This window comes from Collinsella aerofaciens (assembly GCF_015546965.1).
Lineage (GTDB): Bacteria > Actinomycetota > Coriobacteriia > Coriobacteriales > Coriobacteriaceae > Collinsella > Collinsella aerofaciens_X.
This window is the reverse complement of record NZ_JADMUF010000004.1, coordinates 116,364-131,228: the sequence shown is the minus strand read 5'-3', so window position 1 is coordinate 131,228 and position 14,865 is coordinate 116,364. Positions and strand designations below refer to the sequence as shown.

Below are 14,865 nucleotides of genomic sequence, written 5' to 3'. Positions count from 1 at the left end.
AATGGCTCAGACCGCCGACAATTGGGAAACGGGGTGCGTTATGGCGCAGATGAGAATCAAGGACATTGCCGCCGAGGCGGGCGTGAGCCCGGCCACGGTCTCGCGCTATCTCAACAACCGCCCCGGGCAAATGACCGAGGAAACCCGTGCTCGCATCGCGGCGGTTATCGAGCGCACCGGCTATCGCCCGCGTGCCGCCGCGCGCAATCTGCGCAGCTCGCGCACCAACCTCATTGGCGTGATCCTGGCCGACATCGCCAACCCGTTCTCGAGCGCCATGCTCGAAGGGCTTTCCGCCAGTGCCGCCGCGCGTGGCTGCTCACTTATGACGGCCATTAGCGGCAACGATTCCGCCAAGGAGGCCGAGTCGCTCACCAGACTTATCGATGCCGGCGTGGACGGCCTGGTCGTCAACACCTGCGGAGGCAATGACGAGGCGATTGTCGCGGCAGCGGGACGTCTGCCCGTTGTGCTGCTCGACCGCGATGTTGCCGACGGTGGTGTCGATCTGGTGACATCTAACAACCGTGAGCTGGTCGCCGGCCTGGTAGACGCCTTGGCCACCGCTGGCAGTGAGCGCCTGTGCCTGCTCACCGAGGCAAGCGACGACAGCCCCGTGCGTCGAGAGCGCGCCGAGGCCTTTGCCGACGAGCTTTCGCGACGCGGCCTTGCGGGCGAGGTCGTCACCCTGGCCGACGGCGGTGCCACGGGCGTCGGCCGCTTGGACGAGACCATCCGCGACTTCGCGGGCAAAAGGCTCGGCCTCATTGCTGTCAACGGTCTGGTCTTCCTGCGTCTGACCGAGGCGCTGGCGCAGCTGGGACCCTCGTTGCCGGCGGGTCTCAAAATCGCGACGTTTGACGATTACCCCTGGAACTACGTGCTCTTTGGCGGCGTGACCACGGCCGCGCAGGACACCCCTGCCATTGCCGAGCGCGTGGTCGAGCGCCTATCCGAGCGCATCGACGTCGTCACCACTACGGTAGGCGAGGCCGCAAGGCTCGCGCCCAAACGCATCGAGATCCCCGGCCACATCGAGTCCCGAGCCTCCACTTCGCGCTAGTCTGTGTGATACTATATAGACAATGTCATACAGGAGGTATCCATGGCTGCGTCTGTACTGAGTGTACGAGTGGACTCGTCAATTAAAGATTCATTTGCCGAGCTATGCGAAGAACTCGGCATGACTTCGTCTGTTGCGGTCAATATGTTTATGAGGCAGATGCTGCGCGAGCGCTCGCTGCCGTTTGTTCCTTCACTTGGTAATGACTCTGCAAGCGAAAACGTCGCCGCAGACATTTTGGATATTGCTCAGATTGAGTCCGCCGTCCGCGAGGCGGCCGGCCCGATTCCCGCCATCAAAACCGTGGTCCTTTTTGGCTCGTATGCCCGTGGCGAAGCGCGTGTCGATAGCGATATCGATTTGCGTCTCGAGGTCGATCGCGAGCATGGTTTTGGTCTTTTCGCGTTGTCGGCTTTTGGTGAGGCGGTGCGCAAAGAAACTGGAAGGCAGGTTGACCTTGTCTCGAGCGACCATCTTGATGGCGATCTTGCCGCGGCAATCGAGCGCGAAGGAGTGATCGTTTATGATCGCGCGTAAGTCAGACAGCCTTCGCGCGCAAGAGGTCTTGGAGGCTATCTTCGAAACGAACGAGCGCATCAAGGCTTTTGATATCACCGAGGACCAGTTTCTGCATGCGAATGATGTGCGGACGAGGGCGTTGGCGGACTCCCTTTTGATGTGTGCGCTTAGGGTGACGGAAGAAGCGGGCAAGCTGTCGGAGCGCTCGCAGCGTCTTCATCCCGAAATTGAGTGGCGTGGAATTATCGGCATGAGAAATTATCTTGCGCATGATTACGGCAATGTCGACCGCTCGGTTGTCTGGGATGCAGTGACGATGGAGTTCCCCGCGCTGGAACGAGCCTGTAGGCAAATTGTCTCCGAATCCGAACGATAGCTACTTGTCATATCTGCCTGTTCGCGCACGTTTTTTGAGCGCTTGATACGCTTTAACCCTGCGGAAACATTTTTCTGCGATAGTATCTGCGATATAGACCAGTCGAAACCCGCCCGTAAGAAAGGGGAGCGACATGAACCAGCAGAACATCGATTACGTACTCCGCTCTGTAGAGCAGCGCGACATCCGCTTTGTGCGTCTGTGGTTTGTCGACATTCTCGGCCGCCTCAAAAACTTTGCCATTAGCCCCGAGGACCTTGAGGTTGCCTTTGAGGAGGGTATCGGTTTTGACGGCTCGGCCATCGAGGGCTTTGCCACGCCCGAGGAAGCCGACATGCTCGCGTTCCCCGACGCCTCGACGTTCCAGATTCTGCCGTGGCGCCCGAGCCACAACGGCGTCGCCCGCGTGTTCTGTGACGTGTGCACCCCCGATCGCAAGCCCTTCGCCGGCGATCCGCGCGATGCCCTGCGCCGCATGTTCCACAAGGCCGAGAAGGCCGGCTACCTGCTTAACGTTGGTGCCGAGTTGGAGTATTACTACTTCCCCGACGAGCACACGCCCGAGCCGCTCGACAACGTGGGCTACTTCGATCTTTCGGTGAGCGACGCCGCCCGCGACCTGCGCCGCAACACGGTCCTCACGCTCGAGAAGATGTCCGTGCCCGTGGAGTACACCTTCCACGCCGCCGGCCGCTCGCAGCACGGCATGAGCCTGCGCCATGCCGAGGCCTTAAGCATGTCCGACGCCATCACCACGGCAAAGCTCATCATTAAGCAGCAGGCCTACGAGAGCGGTTGCCACGCCTCCTTTATGCCCAAGCCGCTGGCGGGCGAGGATGGCAGCGCTATGTTCCTGTGCCAGTCGCTGTTCGACCACGACGGCAACAACGTCTTTTGGGGAGAGGACGACGAGAAGTACCATCTCTCCGACGTCGCCAAGCACTACATGGCCGGCATCCTGGCGCACGCGCGCGAGATTAGCGCCATCACCAACCCCACGGTCAACTCGTACAAGCGCATCACCACGGGCGGCGACTCCGTGCCGCAGTACGCCACGTGGGGCCTGCGCAACCGCGCGAGCATGGTCCGCATCCCGGTCTACAAGCCCGGCAAGCAGCTGTCCACGCGCATCGAGCTTCGCAGCCCCGACCCCATGGCCAACCCGTACCTGGTCAACGCCGTCACGCTGGCGGCTGGTCTGGACGGCATCGAGCGCAAGCTGGAGCTCCCGCCCGAGGCCACGGCCGAGACGCTCAAGCTCACCGACCGTCAGATGCTCGAGGCCGGCTACACGCCGCTGCCGCGTTCGCTCAAAGAGGCGCTCGACGTATTTGAGGACTCGCAGTTTATGAAGGATGCCCTCGGCGAGCACATCCACAGCTTCTTTCTCAAAAAGAAGCGCGACGAGTGGCATAAGTTTGAGTCTACGATCACCGAGTGGGAGATCAAGCACTACCTGGCGAACTCCTAATCGCGCTGGCTTGTTCCAGTACGATTGAGCTCATTTCTTTGGAGGCCGATATGTCCGAAAAGAGTGCCCTGTTCATGGCGCGCACGACGCGCTTCCACGAGTTTGCCCGCAGCTTGACGACCACCCTGGGTGTCGAGGTGAGCCTGGCCACCCCCGATTCGCCGACTGCGGCGCACGACTTTGACCTGCTGATTCTCGATTCCGATGGCATCCGCAGCGACCGCATCGATCAGATTGCCAAGTGGCTTGACGATCGTGGCGGCGTCCCCATGTTGGTGATTGTCGACGACGAGGCGCTCGGCACCCTGCGTCTGCCGAACCACGCGCATGCCGACTTTGTATGCCCCACGGCGACGCCCAACGAGCTCAAGGCTCGTGCGCAGCGCCTGATGGGCGAGGAGGAGACCGTCACCGCCGACGATGTGCTCAACATCGATAACCTCGAGATCAACCTGGCCACCTACCAGGTGACGCTCGATAACGAGCCCATCGACCTGACGCTGATGGAGTACTCGCTGCTGAGCTTTTTGGCGACGCATCCCAACCGTGCCTACAGCCGCGAGGTGCTGCTGCACCGCGTGTGGGGCTTTGAGTACTGCGGCGGCACGCGCACCGTCGACGTGCACATCCGACGCATCCGCTCCAAGGTGGGCCCGCAGATCGCGGCGCACATTACCACCGTCCGCGGCGTGGGCTATCTGTTTAAGGACTAGCAAGTAAATAGAGGGCAATGTGAGGGTACCGGAGATTTCTCCAGTACCCTTTTCTCGTTTAGGGCGAAAAGAAGACCTTTCACCGATTAAAAGTGTGTCAGTAAAAACAATATCAAACGTATAACACTATCTAGCGAATATCATTTAGTTACCGTATCTCCCTACTACACGGATGGAGGAAGAAATGCGTTATTCGAGAAAGGTGATTGTCGGATTCATAGTGTTGCTTGCCGCCCTGATGTCTCCAAGGTTGGTTTTTGGAGACGACGACTTGGTCCGTGTCACACCGCAAATAGCTGTGGAGCAAGCGCAGGCTTTCTTTGATGATGTATCGGATGAGCCGGTGACCGCTTGTGACCCAGTAAAAATGGTGAATTCCGATGGGGAATCAATCGGGTATATCGTTCGTGCGAAGCGGGATGACGTTAACTATGGCTACGTCGTATTTGATTCAGAGCGATCTTGGTGGATCAGCGAATACTGCTTGGCTCCGAACGCCCCTATGCCCATTGAGAATACAAGCGATGAAATAGCTCTTCTCGCATCCCAAGATGACATCGTTGCTTTGAAATTTGACGAGCTGTCTTTTGGTATTGCAGATCTGGATAATAACGTTGTTTTAGATGAGAAGGGATGCCGGTCAACAGCGGTGTCTTCTGTGGGAAATAGCCGCAGCGGATCTCCAGGCAGGTTCGAGGATGTTTTCGTATCGCCCAAAGACCTGTATAAGCAAGGATATGTCATTGACGCAAGTAAAACAATTTCAGGGATGATAACGCCTACACAATCAGAGGTTATTAAAGAAACGGGGACCTATGCTTGCGATGTGTCTGCAATGTTTGCGGTAAGCAGCCATTATGTAACGCTAAACCGGCTCAAATTGCCAGACTTATATCATGAGCTTTGGCAGTTATCGGGAACATCCGGCGATCCAAATAAGTCATTCGATCAAGCTACGGGCCTTTACTTTACCCAAGGAAGGACTCCATCTCCAAATGCTGCCCCGGCTATTAAGGAGTTCTGTGCTAGGCGCGGGAAAAGGCTTGAGACATCATTTGCTTGGTATCCATCTTGGGATTCTTTCAGGGCAACTGCAGATTCTGGAAATCTCAGTATTTTTTCTGGGACTCTCAGGTCAAGCCATGACGCTCATGCGATGGCTGTTGCGGGATATGTGGCTATGCATAATACATATTCAAATGATAAGAAATATATGCTTGTTGTCTGGGACGGTTGGTTTAATCAGCTGCGTTTTCTTCCATATGACACAACGATTTATATATCGCATGAGGGGACGTATTGTGGAGAGTGACGGCGAAGATGATAGAAAGCGCATACGTAAAACGCTGGGGCTTCTTTGCGCATTTCTTGGGATATTGGTTGTCGCGGCCTATCAACCGAGCCCCTCGGTCGTTGGTGGAAAAGATGACGAACATATTTCAGTTGAAGTACAGACGCTGTCGGATGTTCATAACGGGCAATTTGAGGCGCTTATGCCAAGTGGTTGCCGTAAGAGAATCGATATGCGCCGTAAGTCAAGTTCCGGATATGTCTCAGGGTTGAAAGCAGGTGATAAATGGATTCTAGTTTTTGTGGAAGATAAGGAACTTGACGGGACTGTTCTGTATCCCCATTCAGCTGAGAAAGTCAAATCAAGTAGACAAGGGGAATGAAGAATGATTGATAGAAAGCAGTTCTTAGGTCTGATGGCGGGGGCTCCTATTTTGATGCGAGCCGGGATGGCAGAAGCCGTGGAGTTGCCGGACGCTCAGAAGCGATTGACGCTCGTGGTCGACACGGTGGTCAGAGATTAAAATGGCAATGAAAAAACGCGAACAAGAAGCAGAGAGACTATTTTCACGCCAGAGAGCAAAACTGTGTCTGCCGACGCTATGGCCGGTGATGTCATAACAATCCAGAGGGAATCAGATGAAACGTTGCCGCTGCTTGCCAAGATTGAGCTCACAGTCGCTTATTATAACGATAAAACAGAAATTGAGATTCGTTCCGGAAAGTACTCGATAGTCCAAACCGATCCGCTTGTGATGTATGCAAACGCTTGGTACGCGCTCATGCAGAAGGATAAATACGTGATGAATAACTTCACGGAAAGCGAAGCATCATATGAAACGGGGTGGGGGCCAACGCCATACGACGCGGAGAAAGATAAGTGGACGTGCGGATCAGGCATGGGTGCGACGATTACGGACTTTATTAACGATTCAACATATAGTTTTGCTATCGACTGTTATATCGAATAGACATGACGGCATAAAACGAATTGGCTTATAAGCATGTCATTACTTAAGCAAAGCTGAAATCTTGGCATCTAGTGCTCGGGACTGCCCAGCTTGGGGTACAACTCAACGTGAACAATGATGGCCCGCCACATGTTTGGCGGGCCTTTGGTTATTAGACGAAAGGATCGCAGCCATGAGCGAGAACGATTCCCAGCGTCCCCAGGATGCGGGCAACGCTGGCGAGACCCAGCAGCAGCCGCGTGTGCAGGTGGAGTCGACGCCTGCCGGCAGCAACATTCCCTATGTGCAGGCCTACGACACACAGACTGGCAAGCCGCTGGGCAGCCAGCAGGTTGTAAACAAGCACACGGTGGTCAAGACCAAAACCAAAAAGCTGCCGATCTTTATTACGGCGCTCGCCGGCTGCGCCTGCGGAGCCCTGCTGGTCATCGCACTCATTATGAGCGGCACGCTCGATATCGGCGGCGGCAGGAACGCCGTGACGGCGGGCGCTTCGGGTTCATCGACGCAAAAGATCACGATCGACTCCGAGGACACCACGCTGGCCGAGGCCGTCTCTGCCAAGGCCCTGCCCTCCGTCGTTTCCATCACCGCCACTTCGAGCGGCAGCCAGAATGGCTCGCTTTCGCAGTCTGCCGACGAGTCGGACGGCTCGGGCAGCGTCGGTTCGGGCGTAGTGCTCGATACCGAGGGCCACATCCTCACCAACAACCATGTGGTCGATGGCTATGACCAGTACGTGGTGACCATGGACGACGGCACCACCTACGAGGCCGAGTTCGTGGGCAACGATGCCTCGAGCGACCTTGCCGTCATCAAGCTCAAGGACGCCGACGCCTCCAAGCTCACGCCGATCGAGATCGGTGATTCCTCCAAGCTCAACGTGGGCGAGTGGGTCATGGCGATCGGCTCGCCGTTCGGCAACGAGCAGTCTGTCTCCACGGGCATCGTCTCGGCGCTCTATCGTTCCACGGCCATGAGCTCCACCAGCGGCAACACCATCTACGCCAATATGATCCAGACCGATGCCGCCATCAACCCGGGCAACTCCGGCGGCGCGCTCGTCAACGACAACGGCGAGCTCGTGGGCATCAACTCGCTCATCGAGAGCTACTCGGGCTCCAGCTCGGGCGTGGGCTTTGCCATTCCGGTCAACTACGCCAAGAACATCGCCGACCAGATTATCGACGGCAAGACACCGGTGCATCCGTACATGGGCGCTACGCTTTCGAGCGTCAATGCGCTCAACGCCCGCACCAACAAGCTGAGCACCGATAGCGGCGCGTATGTGGCGAGCGTCGTTGAGGATGGTCCTGCCGCCAAGGCCGGCATTCAGGAGGGCGACGTCATCACCAAGCTGGGCGACGACGAGATTACGAGCGCCGATGGCCTGATCATCGCACTGCGCAGCCACGAGGTGGGTGAGAAGGTCGAGATCACGCTCATGCGCGGCAAGGAAGAGAAGAAGGTCACCGTCGAGCTGGGCTCCGATGAGGAGCTGCAGAACCAGCAGCAGGACGACAGTTCGACCGACACCGGCAACGGCGGTATTACCGACGAGCAGCTGCGCCAGTACCTGGAGGAGCTGCTAGGCCAGCAGGGCCAGGGCCAGGGCTACGGCCAGGGTTACTAACGAGCCGTATCGCACATATCGAAGCCAGAGGGGCTGTCCCATCAACGCGGGACAGCCCCTCTTTTCTTATTGATCCGTTGGGGACGGAGGAAAACGGATCATTTAGAAACGACAAGGTCATGGTTTGATCGCGCGATCCACCCCGGCCCGCCGGCTGCCGATTCGGTGCGGTTCGAAAGGGTTATTCGGCGCCATGGTGACCGGTGGTACTCTAGTACCCGTTTGAAATCGAGCGAAGGAGTGCCGCTATGGAGCAATCGAGCCTGTTTGGTGACGGCGTGGACATCGATACCGAAACGCCCGCGAGCGCGGATGCCGCTGCACCGACCGATGCCCGCGCCAAGGCGGCGGCACGCGCGGCCGAGCTGCGCCACGAGCTCGATTACCACGCCTATCGCTATTACATGCTCGATGCACCCGAGATCACGGATGCCGCCTTCGACAAAATGCTCGTTGAGCTGCAGGAGATCGAGGCGGCCTATCCCGATCTGGTGACGCCCGACAGCTATACCCAGCGCGTGGGCGGCTACGTGAGCGAACAGTTTACGCCGGTCACGCACATGGCACGCATGTATTCCATGGACGATGCCATGGATCTGGATGAGCTCGACGCATGGCTCCAACGCACCGAGGATGCGCTCGGCGCCGGTAGCGTCACCTATACCTGCGAGCTCAAGATCGACGGCCTGGGCGTGGCCCTTACCTACCAAAACGGCACCTTCGTGCGTGCGGCCACACGCGGAGATGGCACCACGGGCGAGGACGTGTCGCTCAACGTGCGCACCATCAAGGATGTGCCCATGCACCTGTCCGAGGCGGCGCTCGCCCACATGGGCGCCGACCGCGAGCGCACCATTGAGGTGCGCGGCGAGGTCTATATGCCCAAGGGCAGCTTTGTGCGCCTGAACGACGAGGCCGATGCCGAGGGGCGCGACCCCTTCGCCAACCCGCGCAACGCCGCCGCCGGCAGCCTGCGCCAAAAGGACCCCAAGGTCACGGCGCGCCGCGACCTTGCCACCTTTATCTATGCCATCGCCGATACCGATCCTCTGCACGTCCACAGCCAGCGCGAGTTCCTCGACTGGCTGCGTAGCGCCGGCTTTAGCGTCAACCCCAACGTTGCCCGTTGCGCCACGCCCACCGAGGTTCACGAGTTCTGCGCCCAGGCGCTCGAGCACCGCGGCGACCTGGACTACGACATCGACGGCGTGGTCGTAAAGGTCGACAGCTTTCAGCAGCAGCTCGACCTGGGCTTTACCGCCCGCGCGCCGCGCTGGGCCATTGCCTTTAAGTTCCCGCCCGAGGAAAAGCAGACTGTCCTGCGCGAGATTCGCATCCAGGTGGGCCGCACCGGTGTGCTCACGCCGGTCGCCGAGTTCGACCCGGTGACGGTTGCCGGCTCCACCATCGCGCGCGCCACGCTGCACAACATCGACGAGATCCATCGCAAAAACGTGCGCGAGGGCGACACCATTATCGTGCACAAGGCAGGCGACGTAATTCCCGAGGTCGTGGGCCCGGTGCTCGACAAGCGCCCGGCCGATTCGGTCGACTGGCACATGCCCGAGGTCTGCCCCGTGTGCGGCAGCCCCGTGGTCCACGAGGATGGCGAGGTCGCTTACCGCTGCGTGTCCATCGACTGCCCCGCGCAGCTCAAGGAGCGCCTGCTCCACTGGGTGAGCCGCGGCTGCATGGACGTCGACGGCCTGGGCGACGAGATTGTCGACAAGATGATCGCCGCCGGGCTGATTCACGACGTCGCGGACTTCTACCAGCTCACGGTCGACGATATCGCCGGGCTGGACACGGGCCGCGTGTACGCCATCACTCAAAAAGGTCATAAAAAAGGAGACATTCAATACGATAAAAACGGTTCTCCAAGGCTAGAGAAAGACGGAAGCTATAAACGCTATAAAACTGAACAGGTTGCCTGCACTGCTGGCGACCCTATTTTGGTCGGCAATAAGATTGCCAGTAAGGTAATTAGCGAGCTTAATAAATCGAAGACGTTGCCTCTGTCTCGCGTGCTATTTGCATTGGGAATCAGACTTGTTGGCAAAAGTGTCGCCGAGTTGCTCGCGCGCCGGTATTTGACCATCGATGCGCTTATTCTCGCGACTGATGAGGATATGGCAAATATTGAAGGCGTTGGCCCGGAGATTGCAAGGAGCGTCCGCGGATTCTTGTCAGTTAAGGACAATCTTGATGTGCTCGAGAGGTTACGTTTATGCGGCTTTTCGCTTGAGGAAAATTTAATGAGTGAAATGCAGTCTAAGTCGGGACAAATGGGCATATCCAGTGAACTTGCCTCCTCGCAGCCGTTGAAGGATATGACCTTTGTCCTAACGGGGGCCCTTGAGAAGCGTTCTCGTTCCGAGGCTGGGGATGCGCTGAAACTTTTGGGGGCCAAGGTGACGGGGTCGGTTTCGAAGAAAACCTCCTATGTAGTTGCGGGGGCGAATGCGGGCTCAAAGCTCACTAAAGCCCAAGCACTTGGTGTGCCTGTATTGGACGAAGATCAACTTGAGGAAATAATCGAAACAGGCGAAGTGCCTGCGATATAGGGAGGCTGTCATGGCGGCAGACGTGCTGTTTTTGGATGTCGAAACTCCAAATGGACACAATGATCGAATTAGCTCAATTGGGTTGATTCGATGTGACTGCAACGGTACCGTCCTTGCAGAGGACTCCTATTTGGTTGATCCTGAGGAGCCGTTTTCAGAAATTAACATGAGGCTAACGGGCATTTCCCATGCCGATGTTGTCGGTGCTCCTACATTTCCGCAAATATGGTCACGCTCATTGAAAAGCCTGTTTGACGGAGCCGCTCTGGTTGCCCACAACGCTTCATTTGACTTGGCGGTTCTGTGGAAGCTGTTTGATGCCTATGAGCTTGACAGACCCAAGTGGAATTACGCCTGCACTAAAGAGCTTGCCAAGCAGTGGCATCCAGAATACCCAGACTATAAGCTTCCAACGGTTTGCCGATGCTTAAATCTTGAGATGGGGAGCCATCATCGAGCCTTGGACGATGCGGATGCTTGCAGGCGCATTTTCCATTCACTGATTATGGAAGACGAGGGGCATGTCCCCATGTTTGCACCGTATAGCCTTTGTACCGGTTGCGGACGACGCTCAAATGAAGGGGCTCCCCGCGGTTCGGCGCAGAGAGCGAAGTCGGAAAAGACTGCCGATTACTGCGATTTTCTAAATTTGTGCGAAATGATTGTCGCCAATGACAGGGTTGATGCCTTGGAGGCAATGTCGGCACTGTCGTATGTCGAAGAGCACGATAAGTTGCAAGGTGACCCTTTGCTCGACAAGGTTTGTTCGCTTCTAGCCGCCGCTTTGGCGGATGGTGACATAGATGAGCATGAATCCGATCAATTGGTTGGTTTGTTACAGGGGATAATTAATCCCTGCTCTGACGGCGTGTCGCATCGACAGGTTCAAATTGAAGGAAAGAAATTCTGCCTTTCCGGTACTTTCTATCACGGTTCAAAAGAGTGTATTAAGCAGTTTATTTTGCGGAACGGTGGTCAGGTACTGAGTGGCGTATCAAAGAAATGTGACTACGTAGTTGTTGGTGATGAAGGCAGCGATGCTTGGACTACAAAAAACTACGGAAGTAAGGTAAAGAAGGCCCTGGAGCTTCAGTCCAAGGGCGATGACATCCAGATTGTCAGTGAAGATGCTTTGGGGCTATAGCGGGGTCGTTTTGGTGTAACATAATTGTGTACACAATTATGTTAGGAGTGTGCCATGCCCGTTTGCGTTCCAATTAAAGATATGCGGGACACCGCAAAGTTCTCGGAGCTCGTTGAAACTACTACGGGTCCAGTGACTGTTACAAAAAACGGCTATAGCAAATTTGTTGTACTTCGATCTGAAGACTACGACCTCATGGTTCAGGAACAAGCTAAGGCTCGCCTGATGGCTCGCATAGCTGTTGCCGAGCGGGAGCGTGCTGCCGGCACGGCGCGTGATGCCTTTGAGGCTCTCGATGACCTTGAGGCAAAATATGGCCTATAACGTCAAGATTCTGCCTACAGCGGAACAAGAGGTTGACGATATCGTTGATTATCTATTGGGGCATGGTGTTTTTACTGCCCGGCGCTTTCTGGATAAATACCGTAGTCAGCTTCAGCTTCTTCAAAGTGGCGTAGTTGACTACGGCTTATCGAAATTACCTGAGCTTGCAGTGCTCGGTTACCATGCTTGCCTCGTTAATTCTTATGTAATGCTTTATTACTACGATAACGAGGATGTTGTGATTGCCCATGTTTTTCACCAAAGCCAAGATTATGCCGCATTGGTGATGTCTAGAAATCGATTCGAGTTGCTGGATAGCGATTAATAAGAACCGCCCGGAGAGCATAACGCTTTCCGGGCGGTTCTTACTTTGCAGGGGCAACCGGCACCGTGATCTGCGTCACGTAGGTCGCCGGATCGTCGCTGATGATGTCGTCAATGAGGGAGATCTCGCGCGAGGGACCGGTGGGTGTCAGGTCGTGCTCACGCATATAGCCGAGCAACTGCTCGTAACGTGAAGCCGCTTGCCCATGCGTGCCGCGGAAGCTTACGGTCAGGCAGCGTGCGGCGGGCCGAACTTCGAGGTCCCCCAGGTAGTCGTCCGTGTCATCCAACAGCAAAAAGACCTCGTCGTAGCCATCAAAGTCGCCGGCGGCAAGGCGCTCGGGTGCGATCCCGACGCCCAGGTTGCCCAGAAAAACAAACGTCTCGTGCTGGCCTTTCTGCAGCTGACGAATCTGCCACTCCAGCGCATAGGCATCGGTAGGGTTGACGCGTTCGCGCAATACGGCGCAACGAAGCTCGGGCGCATCGATTGCGCAAATAGCATCAAGCTCGGTGTTCAACGCATCGTGCAGCAGGGCAAGTCGGCTATCGATCTTGCACGACACGCGTTCGAGCTCGCGGCGCTTGCGCGCGATGAGCTCCTGCTGCTGGGCCAGTTGCCGCTGCATGAGGTCCACATCACGTGTGGTCACAAACTCACGGATTTGTGCCAACGGCAAGTCGAGAACACGCAGGTGACTGATGGTGTTGAGGGTGGAGAGCTGCCGTGATCCGTAGTAGCGGTACCCACTCACCGGATCGATGCGCGCCGGCTCCAGCAGCCCTATCTGCTCGTAATGGCGCAGCGTGCCCACACTCAGGTTAAACAGGCGTGCCACCTCGCCAATGCGGAGCAGGCCGTCGGTATGTTCAGCGTGTGCGTCGGTCACAGGACCGCTCCTTTCGGAAAAAAGCAGGGGAGGGGCGCCAGGGATCGCGTCGCCCCGCTACGCCACGAGCTTGTCAAAAGTGCCGCGGCGGTTGAGCACCGTAAACGCCACCATGCAAATGACTGCAGATAGAATTGACCCGCACGGCGAGGCGATACCCATGGGAAACAGCGTGTCGGAATAGGCGTTCGACAGCAGCCACGCGCCCGGCACGCGAATGAGTGCCACGGCCAGCACGTTATGCGCAAAGCCGATGTAACTCTTGCCGTACGCGGCGAAAAAGCCGCTAAAGCAAATGTGGATACCGGCAAAGATCGCGTCGAAGATGTAGCTGTGGATATAACCGGTACCGGCCGCGACCACTGCGGCGTCCTTGGCAAAAAAGCCGAGAAACGCCGGTGCCACCAGCCACATGAGCGCCGTGATCAGACAGCCGTACACCACCGAGATGGTCATGGCGTCTTTGAGCACCTGACGTGCGCGGTCGCCCTTGCCCGCGCCGGCGTTTTGCGCTGTGAGCGCGCTGACGGTGGCGCCCATGGAACTCGGCACGATGAACAAAAAGCTTATCATTTTCTCGACCAGGCCCACGGCGGCGGCGTCGACCAGGCCGCGGTGGTTGGCAATAACGGTGATGAACATAAACGCTATCTGAATGCAGCCGTCCTGCACGGCCACGGGTACGCCGATTTTAAGGATGCTGCCGAGCACCTCGGGCTGGGGGCGCAGGTCGCTGCGTTTGAGGTGGATATGCGTGCGGCGACTCTTGAGCCACACGAGTGCGAGGGCAACGCTTGCCGTCTGTGCGATCACCGTGCCGAGCGCCGCGCCCACGGGGCCGAGCCCCATATGGCCAATAAACAGAAAGTCGAGCGCGATGTTGATGATGCACGCCACGCCGATCACGTACATGGGTGAGCGCGAATCGCCCAGGCCGCGAAAGATGGCCGAAAGGATGTTGTACGCAGCGATGCACGGAATGCCGATAAAGCAGATGAGCAGGTAGGCGGCAGTGCCCTCGACGGCTTCGGCCGGCGTGCCGATGAGTGCCACGATCTGCGGGCACAGCGCGAGCAAGAACGCGGCCAGTACTACCGAGACACCCATAAAGAGCGTGATGGTGTTGCCGATGGCGGCCTCGGCGCGATCGAAGCGGCGCGAACCCACGGCGTGGCCGACGATGACGGTCGTTCCCATGGCCAGGCCCACGAGCGTCACGGTAATGATATAGAGCGTCTGCGCGCCGTTGCCCACGGCGGTGATGCCGGCGGCGCCGCTAAACTGTCCGATAAAATACAGGTCTGCCATGCCGTAGAGCATCTGCAAAAAGTACGAGAGCATATAGGGCAGGGCGAAGACCGCGATGGTCTTGAGGACATTGCCGCGTGTGAGGTCGTGTTCCATGGGCGGGCACTTTCTGGCTTGGTTTGTTTACGTACCAGTGTAGTGAAAACCCTACAACGATTGTAGAGTCAAGGTCTATGTTGCCGGTGGGGCGAAAAATCGCGCCTTCAATCATTTCCATTTGAATACGGTCGCGCGCCGTGTAGGCTTAGCGCCTGCGCCAGCCTTGTAGAAATCGA

The 14,865-nt window shown here is 57.2% G+C and carries 16 protein-coding genes; 14 read left to right on the top strand and 2 right to left on the bottom strand.

Translation table 11 applies throughout. The features are described 5' to 3' along the window. Window positions 1-40 precede the first annotated feature (40 nt). The 14 genes from I1M21_RS04600 to I1M21_RS04540 all read left to right on the top strand — a co-directional run bounded on the left by I1M21_RS04600 (window position 41) and on the right by I1M21_RS04540 (window position 12,393). Entirely contained in the window at window positions 41-1,063 is a 1,023-nt protein-coding gene (locus tag I1M21_RS04600) for a LacI family DNA-binding transcriptional regulator (RefSeq protein ID WP_195192609.1), read from the top strand. A 42-nt stretch (window positions 1,064-1,105) separates the two neighbouring features. Next, complete coding sequence (locus I1M21_RS04595) at window positions 1,106-1,600, top strand: type II toxin-antitoxin system RelB/DinJ family antitoxin (RefSeq protein ID WP_195192608.1); 495 nt, start codon at window positions 1,106-1,108, stop codon at window positions 1,598-1,600. Beyond that, entirely contained in the window at window positions 1,587-1,958 is a 372-nt protein-coding gene (locus I1M21_RS04590; RefSeq protein ID WP_195192607.1) for a HepT-like ribonuclease domain-containing protein, read from the top strand. The genes I1M21_RS04595 and I1M21_RS04590 overlap by 14 nt, the downstream gene beginning before the upstream one ends. A 133-nt stretch (window positions 1,959-2,091) precedes the next feature. Beyond that, window positions 2,092-3,429 (top strand): glutamine synthetase family protein, encoded by a 1,338-nt coding sequence (locus tag I1M21_RS04585; RefSeq protein WP_195192606.1) that lies wholly within the window; start codon window positions 2,092-2,094, stop codon window positions 3,427-3,429. Between the two features lie 50 nt (window positions 3,430-3,479). Next, window positions 3,480-4,142, top strand: coding sequence for a response regulator transcription factor (locus I1M21_RS04580; RefSeq protein WP_006234733.1), 663 nt, complete (start codon window positions 3,480-3,482; stop codon window positions 4,140-4,142). 184 nt (window positions 4,143-4,326) lie between these two features. Next, entirely contained in the window at window positions 4,327-5,454 is a 1,128-nt protein-coding gene (locus I1M21_RS04575) for a hypothetical protein (RefSeq protein WP_195192605.1), read from the top strand. After that, the gene (locus I1M21_RS04570; protein ID WP_195192604.1) at window positions 5,444-5,815 is read left to right on the top strand and encodes a hypothetical protein; all 372 of its coding nucleotides are present in this window, start codon (window positions 5,444-5,446) and stop codon (window positions 5,813-5,815) included. The genes I1M21_RS04575 and I1M21_RS04570 overlap by 11 nt, the downstream gene beginning before the upstream one ends. Window positions 5,816-5,818: 3 nt before the next feature. Next, the gene (locus I1M21_RS09805) at window positions 5,819-5,956 is read left to right on the top strand and encodes a hypothetical protein (protein WP_229025595.1); all 138 of its coding nucleotides are present in this window, start codon (window positions 5,819-5,821) and stop codon (window positions 5,954-5,956) included. A 63-nt stretch (window positions 5,957-6,019) separates the two neighbouring features. Further along, a complete protein-coding gene (locus tag I1M21_RS04565; RefSeq protein WP_195192603.1) occupies window positions 6,020-6,403 on the top strand; it encodes a hypothetical protein in 384 nt (127 codons plus the stop codon). 172 nt (window positions 6,404-6,575) lie between these two features. Further along, complete coding sequence (locus I1M21_RS04560) at window positions 6,576-8,036, top strand: S1C family serine protease (protein ID WP_195192602.1); 1,461 nt, start codon at window positions 6,576-6,578, stop codon at window positions 8,034-8,036. A gap of 248 nt (window positions 8,037-8,284) precedes the next feature. Next, window positions 8,285-10,600 carry an NAD-dependent DNA ligase LigA gene (gene ligA, locus I1M21_RS04555; protein ID WP_195192601.1) on the top strand — a complete coding sequence of 772 codons (2,316 nt, stop codon included), beginning with the start codon at window positions 8,285-8,287 and terminating at the stop codon, window positions 10,598-10,600. Window positions 10,601-10,610: 10 nt separating this feature from the next. Continuing rightward, entirely contained in the window at window positions 10,611-11,744 is a 1,134-nt protein-coding gene (locus I1M21_RS04550) for an exonuclease domain-containing protein (RefSeq protein ID WP_195192600.1), read from the top strand. A gap of 54 nt (window positions 11,745-11,798) precedes the next feature. Continuing rightward, a complete protein-coding gene (locus tag I1M21_RS04545; protein WP_117635874.1) occupies window positions 11,799-12,068 on the top strand; it encodes a type II toxin-antitoxin system prevent-host-death family antitoxin in 270 nt (89 codons plus the stop codon). Then, window positions 12,058-12,393 (top strand): type II toxin-antitoxin system RelE/ParE family toxin, encoded by a 336-nt coding sequence (locus I1M21_RS04540; protein ID WP_195192599.1) that lies wholly within the window; start codon window positions 12,058-12,060, stop codon window positions 12,391-12,393. The genes I1M21_RS04545 and I1M21_RS04540 overlap by 11 nt, the downstream gene beginning before the upstream one ends. Before the next feature lie 40 nt (window positions 12,394-12,433). On the opposite strand, the gene I1M21_RS04535 is transcribed toward I1M21_RS04540, so the two are convergent. Further along, complete coding sequence (locus I1M21_RS04535; protein WP_195192598.1) at window positions 12,434-13,282, bottom strand: MerR family transcriptional regulator; 849 nt, start codon at window positions 13,280-13,282, stop codon at window positions 12,434-12,436. 57 nt (window positions 13,283-13,339) lie between these two features. Then, the gene (locus I1M21_RS04530) at window positions 13,340-14,686 is read right to left on the bottom strand and encodes an MATE family efflux transporter (RefSeq protein WP_195192597.1); all 1,347 of its coding nucleotides are present in this window, start codon (window positions 14,684-14,686) and stop codon (window positions 13,340-13,342) included. Window positions 14,687-14,865: the final 179 nt, after the last annotated feature.

What these genes read in the sequence shown, in the direction of transcription:
- I1M21_RS04600 (WP_195192609.1), top strand. Translation starts at nt 41, where the DNA reads ATGGCGCAGATGAGAATCAAGGACATTGCCGCCGAGGCGGGCGTGAGC.
- I1M21_RS04530 (WP_195192597.1), bottom strand. Translation starts at nt 14,686, where the DNA reads ATGGAACACGACCTCACACGCGGCAATGTCCTCAAGACCATCGCGGTC.
- I1M21_RS04540 (WP_195192599.1), top strand. Translation starts at nt 12,058, where the DNA reads ATGGCCTATAACGTCAAGATTCTGCCTACAGCGGAACAAGAGGTTGAC.
- I1M21_RS04550 (WP_195192600.1), top strand. Translation starts at nt 10,611, where the DNA reads ATGGCGGCAGACGTGCTGTTTTTGGATGTCGAAACTCCAAATGGACAC.
- I1M21_RS04585 (WP_195192606.1), top strand. Translation starts at nt 2,092, where the DNA reads ATGAACCAGCAGAACATCGATTACGTACTCCGCTCTGTAGAGCAGCGC.
- I1M21_RS04580 (WP_006234733.1), top strand. Translation starts at nt 3,480, where the DNA reads ATGTCCGAAAAGAGTGCCCTGTTCATGGCGCGCACGACGCGCTTCCAC.
- I1M21_RS04595 (WP_195192608.1), top strand. Translation starts at nt 1,106, where the DNA reads ATGGCTGCGTCTGTACTGAGTGTACGAGTGGACTCGTCAATTAAAGAT.
- I1M21_RS09805 (WP_229025595.1), top strand. Translation starts at nt 5,819, where the DNA reads ATGATTGATAGAAAGCAGTTCTTAGGTCTGATGGCGGGGGCTCCTATT.
- ligA (WP_195192601.1), top strand. Translation starts at nt 8,285, where the DNA reads ATGGAGCAATCGAGCCTGTTTGGTGACGGCGTGGACATCGATACCGAA.
- I1M21_RS04545 (WP_117635874.1), top strand. Translation starts at nt 11,799, where the DNA reads ATGCCCGTTTGCGTTCCAATTAAAGATATGCGGGACACCGCAAAGTTC.
- I1M21_RS04560 (WP_195192602.1), top strand. Translation starts at nt 6,576, where the DNA reads ATGAGCGAGAACGATTCCCAGCGTCCCCAGGATGCGGGCAACGCTGGC.
- I1M21_RS04590 (WP_195192607.1), top strand. Translation starts at nt 1,587, where the DNA reads ATGATCGCGCGTAAGTCAGACAGCCTTCGCGCGCAAGAGGTCTTGGAG.
- I1M21_RS04575 (WP_195192605.1), top strand. Translation starts at nt 4,327, where the DNA reads ATGCGTTATTCGAGAAAGGTGATTGTCGGATTCATAGTGTTGCTTGCC.